Below are 14,577 nucleotides of genomic sequence, written 5' to 3' on the forward strand. Positions count from 1 at the left end.
GTCGCGAGCGGAACGCCGGTGTCAGCGGAGGGGGGTGAAGAAGGTGCGCAGGTCGGCGGCGAGGGTGTCGGGGACGATGTGGGCGGCGTAGTGGCCGCCGCGGTCGTAGGACTTCCAGTGGACGATGTTGGCGTGGTCGCGCTCGGCGAAGGTGCGCATGGAGACGAAGTCGCCGTCGAACATCGCCAGGCCGAGAGGGACGGTGGTGGGCTCCTTGGGGTGCTCGGCGCGGGCGTCCTCGTAGTAGAACCGGGTGGCCGAGGTCGCGGTGCCGGTGACCCAGTAGAGCATCGTGTTGGTGAGGACGAAGTCGGCGCCCAGGTCGGCGGCGTCGCCGAGGAGCTGGGAGTTCCAGCCCAGCAGGCCCACCGGCGAGTCGTAGATCGCGTACGACAGCGTCTGTGGCTGCTGGGAGTGCAGGACGTTGAAGGCCATCTTGTTGTCGTAGAACCACTGGAGCACTTCCAGCGCCTTCTTGTCCTCGGGAGTGATCTTCTCGAACTCGGCCGGGTCGCCCGACGGGAAGGAGTAGATCTGCGTGACGTGCACGCCGGCCACGTGCTCGGGGGCGAGGCGTCCCAGCTCGGGGGCCACGAACGAGCCGCCGTCGTTGCCGGCCGCGCCGTAGCGGTCGTAACCGAGCCGCCGCATCAGCTCGGCCCACGCTTTGGCCGTGCGGTACCGGTTCCAGCCGCGTTCCCTGGTCGGTCCGGAGAAGCCGAAGCCGGGCAGCGAGGGGATCACCACGTGGAACGCCTGCGCCGGGTCCTCCGGGTGGGTGAGCAGGTCGATGATCTTCAGGTACTCCACGATCGAGCCCGGCCAGCCGTGGGTGAGGATCAGCGGCAGGGCGTCCGGGTGCGGTGAGCGGACGTGCAGGAAGTGGATGTTCTGCCCATCGATCTCGGTGAGGAACTGCGGGTACCGGTTGATCGCGGCCTCCTGCGCGCGCCAGTCGTACCCGTCGCGCCAGTACTCGGCGAGCCCTCTGACGTACTCCACCGGCACGCCGTAGTCCCAGCCCGTCCCGGGGATCTCGTCGGGCCACAGCGTGCGGTCGAGCCGGTCGTGCAGGTCGTCGAGCCGGGCCTGGGGGACGTCGATGCGGAAGGGCCTGATCTCTGCGTTCTGGTTCATGAGAGGGACACTAGAGGGCCTTCCGGTCAGGTCCTGTCCTGAAGGTGGGGCAGGCTGGGAACCATGTTGGAGACTTCGGCGCGGCTGCTGCGCCTGCTGTCCTTGCTGCAGTCCCGGCGCGACTGGCCGGGCGCGTCCCTGGCCGAGCGGCTCGGGGTGAGCGAGCGCACCGTCCGCCGCGACGTCGACCGGCTGCGCGAGCTGGGCTACCCGGTGAACGCGACGCGCGGCACCGACGGCGGCTACCGGCTGGGCGCGGGCGCGGCCATGCCGCCGCTCCTGCTGGACGACGAGGAGGCGGTGGCCGTGGCGGTCGGGCTGCGGACGGCCGCCCGTGGCGCCGTGGCCGGCATCGAGGAGACCTCGGTGCGCGCGCTCGCCAAGCTGGAGCAGGTGCTGCCGTCCCGGTTGCGTCATCGGGTCGGCGCCCTGCAGGCGTCCATCGAGGCCGTGCCCCCGGACCGGCCGGGGCCCTCGGTCGACCCCGGCGTGCTCACCGCGCTCGCCGCGGCCTGCCGCGACCGGGAGCGCCTGCGCTTCGACTACCGCGCGCACGACGGGTCGGCCGCCGTGCGCACCGTCGAGCCGCACCGGCTGGTGTCGTGGGGCCGCCGCTGGTACCTGGTCGCCTGGGATGTCGAACGTCAGGACTGGCGGACCTTCCGCGCCGACCGTGTCGAGCCGCGCACGCCCACCGGCCCGCGCTTCCCGCCCCGGGATCCGCCCGAGGGCGGGGCGGCCGCCCATGTCGCGCGCGGGGTGTCGGCGGCGGCATGGCGGCACCGGGCCCGCGTCCTGGTGCACGCCCCGGCCCAGGTCGTGGCCGAGCGCGTCAACCCCGCCGTCGGCGTGGTCGAGGCGGTGGACGAACGCACGTGCGTGCTGCACACCGGGGCGGACGGCCTGACCACCCTGGCCGTCCACCTCGGCATGCTGGACTTGGACTTCCAGGTCACCGAGCCCCCGGAGCTGGTCGAGCGCCTGCGCGCCCTCGCCGACCGCTACGCCCGCGCGACCCGGCCGGGGGAGCCGGCCGGGTCGGCGGGAGTGGGATGAGCCTCGTGGCCGGTCAGCCTGGGGGGAACTGGCCGTTCTTGGCCACCGGGACGCCGAGCTGCGCGGCTCCGTACAGGACCGCCGTCTCGGCCGGCAGGCCGGCGAGCACCGGGTTGAGATGCTTCAGGCTCAGGGTGACCGGGTTGATCGCGGGGGCGATGACGTCGAAGTTCTCCAGGTCGATCCACCGCACGATGTTCGCCACCGCCGTCGGCACGCTGTCGCCGGCCTTGAGCACCGGCACGCAGAGCTGGCGGCCGTAGGTGACCTGTACCGACGTGGTGGGGATCTGGCTGGTGAGCACCGGGTTGAGCTGGGTGAGGGCCAGCTTGCGGTTCATCAGGGTGTTCGGGGTGAGCCCGTAGCACTTCAGGTCGATGTGCGAGACCAGCGACAGCACCTCGGGGGGTGGGACCAGGCCGTTCTTGGCGACCGGGACGCACAGGTGCTGCGGGGCGGTGATGACGACCTGCTCGCGCGGCAGGTCCTGGAGCACCGGGTTGAGGTGGCTGAGGACGAGCGACCTGTTCACCGTGGCTCCGGTGATCCGGTAGCACGACAGGTCCACGTACCGGATGAAGTCCAGGACGCCGGACGGCGGGATCACCTGGTTCTTGGCGACCGGGACGCACAGCTTCTCGCGCGCGCCGAGGGTGACCTGTTCGGTCGGCAGGTCCTGGAGCACCGGGTTGAGGTGCTTCAGCGTCAGCGTGGTGGTGGGCGGCTGGTAGGTGCTGGTCTTGAAGCACTCCAGGTCGAGGTAGGACGTGAAGGCCTTCGGGGTGGGCAGCGCGAGGGCGGTGGCGGACGGCGCGATGAGGGACGCCGCGGCGACCATTCCCACGACGAGGCACAGCACGCGCCGGACGGCCGATATCGGGCGTCCTCGATTTCCTCTGGCGGATACACGCATGGCTCGGCTCCAGGAGTCCGTGGATGGGGTGGGATCCCAACTGTCTGTCCGCGGGATGGATTTGACAAGAAACGTGTCCGCTTTCTGACGCCCTCGGCATATGGCGCGGTTGATCGAAGCGCGTTGCGGCCCGGCGCCGGGGCTGGGCGATCGGGCAGGGCCGATTACCAGGGGTTGGGCCGCGCCGGGACGGCCGTACCGCTCGACCGGCATCGCCATTTCACGCCGGAGAGGGCCGGCTGTGATATGGCGTCACCGGCGGGATGATTGTTCCGTGTCACGTCCGCCGATCACCGTGACGGCCCGTTCCCCGGGCCGCCGGCCAACGGGGGATAAAGGGAGATCCGAATAGGCTTCTGGTTTCCCTCGCGGCCGATTTCTGTAATCGGCATATCAGAGAAGAGATAGAGAGCCGCTGCTTTCCCGCGGCGGGCGGAACGGCGACGTCCCGTCCGCGAGAAGGGGCGCGGCCCGGTGTCACATGACAGTTATCACAAGCGGTTGGTGTTAGTTGTTTCTACCGGCGGCGGGCGTGCGGGGCGAGTCTGGACCTGCGCAAAGAGGCAGCGAGCAGTCCAGATGCCCGCTGCCGCTCCCGTCGGATCCCGGCCGCCGAGCCGGGCGGAAGGAAGTGGCCCGATGGCCGAAAGCCTTTACATTCTCGGTGACGACGACCGCAAGAAGTTCGCCAGGCTCGTCGCCGCCGCCTGGTCGGAGGGCGAGGTCAAGACCCGCTACGGCCGCGAGCCCCGGCTGATGCTGGCCGAGTACGGCATCGCCTACCCCGAGGGCGTGGCCACCCCGCCGCTGCCGCCCAAGCCCGCCGGCGAGTTCAGCATCGAGGAGCTGGAGGTCGCGGCCGGCACCGAGGCCCCGGCCGACGGCTGCTTCGGCTCGGTGAGCTCGATCAGCAGCATCGGCGGCTGCCTCGGCACCGCCTCCACCTACGGCTGCGGCATGGAAGCGAAAGCCTGACCCGTCTTGGGTCGCGTTCCCTCCCGAGGGCGCACCCGGGACCTCCGTCGTGGCACCCGGCGGCCCGCCGCCGCCGGGTGCCTCCGGAAAGCGGGTTCCGTGATGCGTTGCCTTCCCCCGAATGGGTTGCCATGATCCGTTTGTGACCCAGACAGGGGTTGTAGGGCCCAAAGCGGTCGCTCGCGCGCCGCTGGAGGTGCGGATCGGCCGCGCGGCGATCGTGGCGTTCGCCCTCTACCTGATGACACCCACGTTCGTGCACTACATCGAGGACGCGCGGCCCGCGCGAATCCCCGGTGCCGTACTGGCGGCGGTGGTCGTCGCCCTCTACATCGCGGCCGGCTGCACCGGTCCGCGCGGTCCCTGGCATCGCTGGGCGGTCGGGGTGATGGCGCTGCTGACCTACCTTCCGCTGCCCTTCCTCGGCGAGTGGTGGGCCGCCTCCAGCGTCTTCCTCACCGCGATGACGCTGGGACTGCTTCCCCGGCCCTACCCGCTTCCGGCCTTCGCGCTGGTGGCCGTCGCCGAGACCTTCAAGTCGATGGCCCTCGGCGACGTTCTGGCCGGCGGCCTGTCCTGGACGCTGTCGGTGGCGGTGGCGGCCATCCCGCTGGCGGGACTGACGCACTTCGCCGAGACGGCGCGGGTCCTGTACGCGACCAGGGCCGAGCTCGCCACGGTCGAGGTGGCGGCACAGCGCGTGAGGACCGTCCGCGAGCTGGAAGCCATCCTCGGCAGCCGCCTGGACGCCATCGCCGAGCAGGGACGCACCGTCCTGTCCGGCGTGGACGGCGAGGCCGCGGCCGTCAAGACGGAGCTGGGCCGCATGCTCGACATGGCCCGCGAGGCGCAGACGGAGATGCGCGGGTTCGCGCATCGGGAGCAGCGGCTCCCATCGGGAAAGACGGACTACCAGATATGACGAACATCACGACACGTCGGTGTTAGTTGTTTCTGGCGTGCTCTGTCGCCGATGACAAGTCTGGTCCTCGTAGGGGTCAACCCCCTGACCTCCCGGGAAGAGCGGACGAGCGTCCGCGACGACCGGAGCCTCACCACCGAGGTGACACCATGCCGCAAGACCCGTTGTCCCCCGAACTGCGCACCCAGCTCGCCCGGTTCGTCGCCCGCGCCTGGTCCGACGAGACGATCAGGCGGGAATTCGAACGAGACCCCCGCGCCGCGCTCGCCGGCGCAGGCGTCGAGTGGCCGCGGGAGCTGCCCCCGCCCGACCTTCCCGCCCAGCCCGGCCAGGCCATCGACCTGGAGAGCCTCGAATCGTCCGCGGGCGGCGCCCTCGGCACGATCGGCACCGTGAGCTGCCCGACCGGTTGCTTCTCCGGTGGGCAGACCGCCTGACGATCACAGCAGTCCCAGGCGGGGCGGTGGGCAGTCCAGATGCCCACCACCTCGCCGGAAAAAGCATCTCATACACCGCGGCGGGAGGCCTTGTGATGAATGTGGACACGATGGGCTGGGACACGGTCCAGCGCAGAGCGTTCGGCGAGCTGACGGCGAAGTCCTGGCTCGACGGCGAACTCCGGCGCCGGTACGAGCGCGAACCCCTCGTCGTGCTGGCCGAGTTCGACATCCGGCTGGCCGAGGGGTCGGTCGCGCCGACGCTGCCACCGGAGCCCGGCACCGAGCTGGTCATCGAGATCCTCGACGGCGCGGAGGCGCCGCCGCCGCCTCCGTGCCTGCTCAGCCTGTGCTTCTGCCTGCAGTACTCCCCGGGGAGAGATCCGCGATGACCATGACCGCGGTGGAGGCGCCGGGAGGCGAGCGCATCGACCAGCTCGTCTCCACGGTCCGGACCAAGGCGTGGCTCGCCGCGGTCGCGCTCATCCTGGTGGCCGCCTGCGCCGTCGGCTGGGCCTGGTTCGGCCAGGTCCGCGACGTGGTCGCCGGCACGGGCGTGCTGGTGGCGGGGGGCGGCCCCGTGGGGGTGGCCGCGCCCGTCACCGGCAGCCTGGCCGAGGTCCTGGTCCGCCCGGGCCAGGAGGTGACGCCCGTGACGCCGCTGGCGGTCATCGCCGACGCGCGGGGACGCAGGCACGTGGTGACGGGCACGGCGAGCGGCCGGGTGCTGCGCACGGCCGTGCCCGGCGCCGCCCTGGCCGCCGGCGGCACCGTCGCGGCGGTCGACCCGGCCGCCGGGCCCCTGCGGGCGCTGCTGACGGTCGGCCGCGACAGGGTCGGCTCGCTCGCCCCCGGCCAGCCCGTCGCCTTCGGCGGCGGGTGGCAGGGCAGGGTGAGCGCCGTCGAGCCCTACCCCGCCTCCGGCGAGCTGCTGCGCCCGCTCTACGGCGACTCCCTGCGGGCCGAGGGGCGCTACCTGGTGACCGTCGACTTCGGCCGTCCCGCCTGGCCGGGCGCCACGCTGACCCCGGTCGCCGGGGAGATCACCGTCGCCGTCGTCCGGCCCGTGGACGCCCTGTTCGGCGGAGGCCGCCGTGGCTGAGCGCACGGCCCGGCCGCGGCCCGTGCGCACCGAGCGCCGTCCCCAGATGGAGGACGCCGACTGCGGGCCCGCCTGCCTGAGCATGATCTTCGCCTTCCACGGCCTGCGCGTCCCCCTGCACGAGATCAGGGAGCGGTGCGGGGTCGGCAGGGACGGGCTGACCGGGGCGGGGATCAAGGCGGCGGCCGAGGAGTACGGCTTCACCGTCGCCGGCTGGCGGGTGGAGGCCGACGAGCTGGAGACCTTCCCCGTCCCCTCGATGATCTTCGTGGACCGCCGGCACTACGTGGTGCTGGAGGGCCTGCGCAAGCGGTGGGCCTACCTCAACGACCCCGCCGTGGGCAGGATCCGGCTGAGCAGGGAAGAGTTCCGGCGCAGGTTCAGCGGAATCGTGCTGGTCCCGCGCCCGGGCGAGGGCTTCGCTCCCGGAGGGGCGCGCTTCCCCATGGCCCGCTCGGCGCTGGCGAAGGTGCGGCCCTATCTGGCCGCGCTGCTCGCCATCGCCGTCATGGCCTTCACACTGGCCCTGCCCGCGGCGGTCACCTCCCTGCTCACCCGGCTGCTGCTGGGCAGGGTCCTGGTCGCGGGCGACGCGGCCTGGAGCGCTCCGGTGCTGCTCGGGCTGCTCGGCTGCGTCGGCTTCACCCTGGCGGGGACGTGGGCGCAGCAGCGGCTGCTCGGCGCGGTGCAACTGGCGATGGCGGCCGACCTGTCGGGCCGGTACGTGTGGCGGCTGCTGCGGCTGCCCGGCGACCACTTCCACCGGCGGGGGACCGGCGGCCTGGTGACCCGCACGTCATTCGGCGCGGGGCTGGCGCTGCTGATGTCGGACCGGGTCGCGGCGGTCATCGCGGCCCTGCTCACCATGGTGGTGCACTCCTCGATCCTGTTCGCCTTCCACCCGGCCTTCGCCGCGGTCGCCGCGCTGCTGGCGGCGGTCAACCTGGCGGCGATGCGCGCGGTCAGCCGGCGCAGCGCCCCGCACCAGCAGCGGCTCATCTTCGACGAGCACCGCCGCGACAGCATGGCCTTCAACGGCGTCTCGATGGCCGAGTCGCTGAAGGCCGACGGGGCGGAGAACTGGTTCTTCGCCAAGTGGGCGGGCCTGTCGGCGCGCACCATGGCGGCGACGCAGGACCTCATGCGGGTCACGCAGGCGCTGATGGTGGTGCCCGCCGCGCTCGGCTCGCTCGCCGGCGCCGCCATGGTCATCACCGGCGCGGTGCTCACGGCCCGCGGCGAGGTCACGATGGAGACCGTCATCGCCGCCCAGCTGCTGGTCGGCGCCTTCCTGGTGCCGGTGTCCTCGCTGGTGGGCATCGGCGCCGAGGCGCAGGTCGTGGCCGCCCAGACCAGCATGCTCGACGACGCGCTCAGCGCCGAGCCCGACCCGCGGCACGCCGAGCCGCCCCGCGCGCCCGAAGGGACGGGCGGCCTGCGCGGCGCGGTGGAGTTCGACGGGGTCACCTTCGGCTACGACCGCCAGCACGGCCCCGTCATCGACGGACTGTCATGGCGCGCCGAACCGGGCCAGCGCATCGCCATCGTCGGCCGCACGGGCAGCGGCAAGTCCACGGTCGCGCGCCTGCTCACCGGAGCGGTGCAGCCGTGGTCGGGGCAGGTCAGGTTCGACGGCGTGCCACGGCAGGACACGCCCCGCGAGACGCTGACCACCTCGGTCGGCTACGTCGAGCAGCAGCTCCAGGTGTTCGAGGGCACCGTGGCCGACAACCTTACCCTGTGGGACCCGACGGTCCCGCCGTACCGGCTGCGCAGGGCCGTCACCGACGCCTGCCTGGCCGACGTGGTGCACCGCAGGGGCGGGCTTTCTGGCGGGTGGGTCCAGGAACGCGGGCGCAACCTGTCGGGCGGCGAGCGGCAGCGCATGGAGATCGCCCGCGCGCTCGCACTGTCCCCCTCGGTGCTCGTGCTCGACGAGGCGACCAGCGCCCTGGACGCCGAGACCGAGGCACTGGTGGACGCCAACCTCAAGGCCAGGGGCTGCACCTGCGTGGTGATCGCGCACCGGCTCAGCACGGTGCGCGACAGCGACCTGATCCTCGTGCTCGACCGGGGCAGGGTCGTCCAGCGCGGCACGCACGCCGAGCTCATCGCCCAGCCCGGCACCTACCGCACGCTCGTCGAGGAAGCGGCATGAACCGACACCCTGTGGGCCCGAACGGCGTCAACGGCGTCCCCTTCGCCGGGGACCCGGGCGGCTACCCCGTCAGCGAGATCGAGCTGATCGACCCCTACGCCTGCTGGCGCGTGGTGAGCGGCTCGGTCGACGTCCTGCTGTCCCCCCTGGACGGCCAGGGGCGCCGCCACCGCGTCCTGCGGGTGGAGACCGGCCAGCTCATGCACGGGTTCGCCGCCACCGACCTGCCCGGCGGCTATACCGTCACGGCCTCCCCGGCCGAGGGCACCGCGGTGCGCCGCGTCCGCAGGGAGGCCGGCGCGCTCTCGGCCTGGGCGCGCCGGCTGCGCCACCCGGGCGCGACCGCCGGCCCGGACGGCGCGCCGTCCCGAAACCGTCGCGACGCCGGGACGCAGGACCCGCCGGGCGAGCGCGAGCTGCGCGCGCTGCACCGCGAGACGCTGGCGCGGACGCTGCTGCTGGCCGAGGCCGAGGACGCCGACCGGGACAACTGGCGCGCCGCCCGCGCGGCGGCCACGGGCGAGACGCTGCGGCGCTCGTTCGCCGACGTCGCCGTCGCCGCCGGCGCGCCGCCCTCGCCCGACCGGCCCCGCACCGGCGCCGAGCGCGCCGCCAAGGTGGTCAAGGCGCTCGGCGACCACTGCGGGTTCGCCGCCCCCGACGCCGGGCCCGCGCTCGGCGCCCCCTCCGCTTCCTCCCGCGCGGGCGAGGCCGCGCGGGAGGACGACTCACCCTCCGCCGACCCGCTCGGCGCGGCGCTGGACGCCGCCAGGGTCAGGCACCGGCGCGTGCGCCTGGACGGGCGCTGGTGGCGCACCGCCACCGTCCCCATGATCGGCTTCACCCGGGACGGCGGGCGGCCGGTGGCGCTGCTGCCGCACCGGGGCGGCTACCGCGCCGCCGACCCGGCCACCGGCCGGCGCCGGGTCACCGAGGCCGTGGCCGCCGGCCTCGCCCCCGACGCCCTGCAGATCTACCCGCCGCTCGGCGAGGGCGTCGCCTCGCCCCTGGCCCTGCTCAGGTTCGGCCTGCGCGGCGCGGGCAGGGAGCTCGCCTGGCTGCTCGCGACCGGCGGCGGCGCGGCGTTGCTCGCCCTCGGCGTCCCCATGTTCACCTTCACCCTGCTGAACTCCGCGGCCGACCCCGCCGACCGGCCGGCGATGGTCTGGACCGCCGTGATGATCGTCGGCGTGGTCTGCGCGGGCGCGCTGCTGCTCGCCGTGCGCAACGCGGTGCTCGTGCGCGTGCACAGCCGCCTGCAGGAACGGCTCGAACCGGCCGTCTGGAGCCACCTGGTCTCCCTGGACCTGCCGTTCTTCGACCAGTACTCCACCGGCGAGCTGGTCCAGCGGGCCAACGCCGTCTCCGACATGCGAAAGTCCCTCGGCGAGGCCGCGGTCAACTCCCTGCTCGGCGGCATGTTCTCGCTGTTCGGCCTGCTGGTGCTGGTCGCGGTGGACTGGCGGATGGCCCTGGCCGCGCTCGGCGGGGTGGCGGTGCTGCTCGGCGTGCTGGCCGCCCGCGCCGTGCGCCAGCAGCGCCACGAGCTGGTCATGCACGAGCAGTACGGCAAGGTCTACTCCCTGCTGTACGCCTGTCTCGGCGCGATCGACAAGATCCACGTCGCCGGCCGCGAGGCGCAGGTCTTCGGCCTGTGGTCGCGGCTGTTCGCCACCCAGCAGCGCGCCGCCGCCGCGGCGCAGCGCGAACGGGCGGTCTCTGCGGCCATCGGCGCCTCCGCGCAGCCGGCGCTGCTGCTCCTGCTCGCCGTCACCGGGCTGGCCCTGCGCGTGCCCGCCGCGTCCTTCGTGGTCGCCGCCGTGGCGCTCGGCCAGTTCGTGCTCGCCCTCGGCCAGATGAACCGGGCCGTCGAGGCGGCCTTCGCCCTGCTGCCCCGGTTCGAGCGGCTGCGCCCGGTGCTGGAACGCCCGGCCGAGACCCCGCCCGGCGCCAAGGACCCCGGCGAGCTGACCGGTCTGGTGCGGCTCGCCGGAGTCTCCTTCGCCTACCCCGGCACCGCGATGCGGATCCTGGACGAGGTGTCGATGGTGTTCCGGCCGGGCGAGTTCGTCGCGGTCGCGGGCCCGTCCGGCGCCGGCAAGTCCACGCTGGTGCGGCTGCTGCTGGGCTTCGAGCCGCCCCGCACCGGCCAGGTCCTCTACGACGGCGGCGACCTGCGCGACCTGGACCTGCGCCGGGTGCGCTCCCAGGTGGGCGTGGTGATGCAGCAGGCCCGCGTGCTGCGGGGCTCGGTCATGGAGAACATCGTCGGCGACGTGCCCGGCGCGACCGAGCAGGACGCCTGGCGGGCCGCCCGCCTGGCCGACCTGGACGGCGACATCGCCGCCATGCCCATGGGCATGCACACCGTCGTCGGCGAGGACAACGCCTCCTTCTCCGGCGGGCAGCTCCAGCGGCTGCTCATCGCCAGGGCGCTGGTGAAGCGCCCGAAGATCCTCATCCTCGACGAGGCGACCAGCGCGCTGGACAACCACACCCAGGCGCTGGTCAGCCGGAGGATCGCCGAGCTCGACATCACCCGCATCGTGATCGCGCACCGGCTGAGCACCATCAGGTCGGCGGATCGGATCTACGTACTCGACCAGGGCAGGGTCGTCGCCGACGGCCCGTTCGAGGAGCTGATGGACCAAAGTCCGCTCTTCGCGCGCATGGTCCGCCGACAGGAGGTCTGAGATGACGGCCCTTGGATATGCCGACGTGCGGGGGGAGGGCCTGCTGGCCGTGCCGGGCGGGGACGAACGGCTGATCGCCGTGCTGGCCGCGGCCGCCCCGTTCTCCGAGCGCGTGTCGGGGGAGTTCTTCGTCCCGGTCGCCGGGCGCGGCCCCCGCCAGGCGTCCGAGCGCACCAAACGCTGGCTCAAGGCCGCCGTGGGCGACGACGACGACGCCAAGCGGGCGCTGCTGCACCACCGCAGGCGCTCGGGCCGCGACCTCGGCGCCGGACTCGTCGACGTCCGCCTCGCCGACCCGCGCCGGCTGCCCGACTGGGGGTACGCCCTGGTGGACTTCCTGCTCGCCCAGCCCCCCACGGCCGCCGCCGACCCCGCCACCGGGCGCCCGGGCTCCCCGTTCGTGTCCTTCAGGCGCGCGGTGAACCGGCTGGTCGACATCGAGGACGGGACGGTGCGCGGCGTGCCCGTCACCCCCGAGGCGTGCGAGGACATCGCCGGGCAGCTCGTCGAGCGCCTGACGCAGGTGTGCTTCTCCGGGTTCGCCTTCGAGGCGCAGCTCGCCGGCACCGCCAACGACGTGTCCGCCTGGCTGCAGAGCCCCGGCCTGGACGTCAGCCAGGCCGGCTGGCTGGACCGGCTGGAGACGCTGCCGGGGCTGGCCTACGTCATGGGCGTGACCTGCCTGCAGTGGCGGCGGGTGGTCCACGAGCTGTTCGACCGGCTGGGCGCCGACCTGCCCGAGCTGCGCAGGACGCTGTGGGGCTGGACCGCCCCCGGCCCGGTCACCGGGTACTCCGGCGACTCGGGCGACCCGCACAACCACGGCCGGGTCGTCACGCTGCTCACCTTCGCCTCCGGCGAGCGGGTGGTCTACAAGCCCAAGGACCTGCGCTCGGTGGTCGGGCTGATGGACGTGTGCACCCTGCTGAACAACCACGGGCTGCCCCTCGCCCTGCACACCCGCGAGGTCGTCCTGCGCGAGGACTACGGCTGGGAGGAGTACGTCACCGCCGAGCCGGGGACCGACGAGGACAGCGTCCGCCGCTACTACACGCGCCTCGGGATGCTGGCCAGGCTCGCCCAGTTCCTGGAGTGCCGCGACCTGTGGGCCGACAACCTGGTCGCCAAGGGGGACACGCCGGTCTTCATCGACCTGGAGAACGTCCTGCAGGCCCGCATCAGCAAGCCCTCCGTCATCGGCGACCGCATCCAGTCGCTGTGGGGCAGGGTCGAGGAGACGGTGGCCAGGACCGCGGTCATCAGCTTCCCCCGGGTGATGGGCGGCGGCGTCCAGGCGCACGACATCGGGTGCATGGCCGGGCTGCAGGAGCAGATCGCCCGGCACCCCCAGGCCTACCCCCTCGGCTGGGAGGCGCCGCCGTACCGGCCCACCTGGGGCGCCGGCGAGCTGGCCCAGCCGAGCCGCTACGCCGACGAGGTGGCCGAGGGCTACCGGCAGATGCAGGAGTGCCTGGCCCGCAACCAGGACCTGCTGGCCGACCCGCGCGGCCCGCTGGCGCTGCTGCGCGAGGCGCCGGTCCGCTACATCTGGCGCAGCACCTGGGACTGCGTCGAACTGCTCGGCACCAGCCTGAGCCCCGGCGCGCTGATCGACGGGGTCGCCCGGGAGGTCTGCCTGGCCCACCTGTTCCGCAGCGCCAGGGAGACGCTGCGGCACGACCCCGGGCGCGAGGACATCCTGGAGATCGTCGAGCAGGAGATCGACGCCTTCCGCCGGATGGACGTCCCGTTGTTCGTCTCCAAACCGGGATCCGACTCGGTGTTCACGCCCGACGGGGTGGAGATCCCCGGGCACTTCGGGGGCACGGCCTGGCAGCGGCTCCAGGACCGTGTGGCCGACCTGGCGGGCTTTTCGCTGGACGAGCATCTCGCCGTCCTCGCGACCTGCCTCGATTTCACCGGCGCCGGGGAACTCCCCGCCACCTTCCCCGGCGCCGGGCCGCGTCCTCGCACGGTGCGCGAGATCGGCCTGCACGTCTACGACCTGTCGGGCCGCCGGGAGGAACCGCAGGCCGAGGTGCTGCTCGCCCGCGCCGGCGAGCTGGCCGACCAGGTGCTCGCCGCCGCCGTCCCGCTCGGCCCGACCCCGGGCGGGCCGGCCGGTGAGCGGTCGGGCTGGATCGGCGTGGTGACCTACCCGGCGCACGGGCTGGACCAGGTCGAACCCCTGCACGGCGATCTGCTCACCGGCACCGCGGGCCTGGCCGTCTTCCTGGCCGAGCTGTACGCCAACACCGGCGCCCCAGGCCACTGGACGGCCGCGCAGGACGCGCTGGACGCCTCGGCCGAGTTCGCGGCGCTGTCCACCCGCTCGGCCGTCTACCGCAGGATGTCGGGCACCCTGGCGCCCGTCGGCGCCTTCGTCGGCATCGGCTCGGCCATCTACGCGCTGAGCCGCTGCGGCGCCACCCTGTCCGACACCCGGCTGGTCGAGCGGGCCGCCGGGCTGGTGCCGCTCGCCGAGGCCGAGCTGACCCGGCCGACCTCCGCCGAGCCCGTGCTCGGCCGGGCGGGACTGCTGCTCGCCCTGCGCAAGCTGCGCGAGGCCTCGCCCGTCCCGGTCCCGGCCGCCGACGCGCTCGCCGCGCGGCTGCGCGAGGAACTGCTGGCCGAGTTCGTCTCCGGCGGCGCCTCCCGTCCGCCCTACCCGCCGGACGTGCTCGCCCTGGAAGGGCTGCCCATCGGCGCCGACGGGCTGGTGTGGGCGCTGGCCGCCTCCAGCGACGCGCCGGGGGAGGACGTGGCCGCCGCGGCGCTGCTCGCGCACCGCTTCGGCCTGGACACCCCCGGCTCACTGCTCGCCGCCGTCGCCACCGCCCACCTGCTCACCGGCGAGGTCCCGGCCGAGCTGCGCGAGCGGGTGGCCCGGTACTGCGCGCCCGACCCGGGACGGTCCTGCGCGCGGCTGGTGGTGGACGCCGAGGTGGCCCTGCACACCGCCCGCCTGACCGGGGACGAGGCGCTGGAGCGTTCCGCGCGGGGCCTGGCCGCCGAGCTGCTGCGCCGCCGCGACCACACGGGCCGCTGGTTCGCCGACCGGCGGCGCGCCGACCGCCTGTCGCTGTCGGCCGTCAACGGCCTGGCCGCCGCGGGGCTCACCCTGCTGCGGCTGGCCGACGACCAGGTCGCCTCCCTCCGCCTCGTGCACTGATCCGAAAGGAAC

11 protein-coding genes are annotated in these 14,577 nt (G+C 73.7%); 9 read left to right on the forward strand and 2 right to left on the reverse strand.

Annotated features, from left to right (window positions below):
- Positions 1–21 precede the first annotated feature (21 nt).
- Positions 22–1,137 carry an epoxide hydrolase family protein gene (locus ABZT47_RS31350; RefSeq protein ID WP_354850108.1) on the reverse strand — a complete coding sequence of 372 codons (1,116 nt, stop codon included), beginning with the start codon at positions 1,135–1,137 and terminating at the stop codon, positions 22–24.
- 63 nt (positions 1,138–1,200) lie between these two features.
- Here ABZT47_RS31350 and ABZT47_RS31355 point away from each other — a divergent pair, with 63 nt between their 5' ends.
- On the forward strand, positions 1,201–2,193 hold the full coding sequence (locus ABZT47_RS31355; RefSeq protein ID WP_354850111.1) for a YafY family protein: 993 nt from the start codon (positions 1,201–1,203) through the stop codon (positions 2,191–2,193).
- A gap of 13 nt (positions 2,194–2,206) precedes the next feature.
- On the opposite strand, the gene ABZT47_RS31360 is transcribed toward ABZT47_RS31355, so the two are convergent.
- Positions 2,207–3,031, reverse strand: a complete 825-nt coding sequence (locus ABZT47_RS31360) for a hypothetical protein (protein ID WP_354850373.1) — start codon at positions 3,029–3,031, stop codon at positions 2,207–2,209.
- 714 nt (positions 3,032–3,745) lie between these two features.
- On the opposite strand from ABZT47_RS31360, the gene ABZT47_RS31365 reads away from it, so the two are divergent.
- The 8 genes from ABZT47_RS31365 (at position 3,746) to lanM (ending at position 14,565) form a co-directional block, all read left to right on the forward strand.
- Positions 3,746–4,081, forward strand: a complete 336-nt coding sequence (locus tag ABZT47_RS31365; protein WP_354850114.1) for a hypothetical protein — start codon at positions 3,746–3,748, stop codon at positions 4,079–4,081.
- Between the two features lie 142 nt (positions 4,082–4,223).
- Complete coding sequence (locus tag ABZT47_RS31370; RefSeq protein ID WP_354850117.1) at positions 4,224–5,003, forward strand: hypothetical protein; 780 nt, start codon at positions 4,224–4,226, stop codon at positions 5,001–5,003.
- A 149-nt stretch (positions 5,004–5,152) separates the two neighbouring features.
- The gene (locus ABZT47_RS31375; protein WP_354850120.1) at positions 5,153–5,440 is read left to right on the forward strand and encodes a hypothetical protein; all 288 of its coding nucleotides are present in this window, start codon (positions 5,153–5,155) and stop codon (positions 5,438–5,440) included.
- Positions 5,441–5,535: 95 nt separating this feature from the next.
- Positions 5,536–5,832, forward strand: a complete 297-nt coding sequence (locus ABZT47_RS31380; protein WP_354850122.1) for a hypothetical protein — start codon at positions 5,536–5,538, stop codon at positions 5,830–5,832.
- Complete coding sequence (locus ABZT47_RS31385; RefSeq protein ID WP_354850125.1) at positions 5,829–6,542, forward strand: hypothetical protein; 714 nt, start codon at positions 5,829–5,831, stop codon at positions 6,540–6,542. The genes ABZT47_RS31380 and ABZT47_RS31385 overlap by 4 nt, the downstream gene beginning before the upstream one ends.
- Positions 6,535–8,700: a cysteine peptidase family C39 domain-containing protein gene (locus ABZT47_RS31390; RefSeq protein WP_354850128.1), complete on the forward strand. Its 2,166-nt coding sequence runs from the start codon at positions 6,535–6,537 to the stop codon at positions 8,698–8,700. The genes ABZT47_RS31385 and ABZT47_RS31390 overlap by 8 nt, the downstream gene beginning before the upstream one ends.
- Positions 8,697–11,393, forward strand: coding sequence for an ATP-binding cassette domain-containing protein (locus tag ABZT47_RS31395; RefSeq protein ID WP_354850130.1), 2,697 nt, complete (start codon positions 8,697–8,699; stop codon positions 11,391–11,393). Before ABZT47_RS31390 ends, ABZT47_RS31395 begins: the two co-directional genes overlap by 4 nt.
- A gap of 1 nt (position 11,394) precedes the next feature.
- A complete protein-coding gene (gene lanM, locus ABZT47_RS31400; RefSeq protein WP_354850133.1) occupies positions 11,395–14,565 on the forward strand; it encodes a type 2 lanthipeptide synthetase LanM in 3,171 nt (1,056 codons plus the stop codon).
- The last annotated feature ends 12 nt before the right edge of the window (positions 14,566–14,577 follow it).

It is taken from the genome of Sphaerisporangium sp. NPDC005289 (assembly GCF_040607455.1).
Classification (GTDB): domain Bacteria; phylum Actinomycetota; class Actinomycetes; order Streptosporangiales; family Streptosporangiaceae; genus Sphaerisporangium; species Sphaerisporangium rhizosphaerae.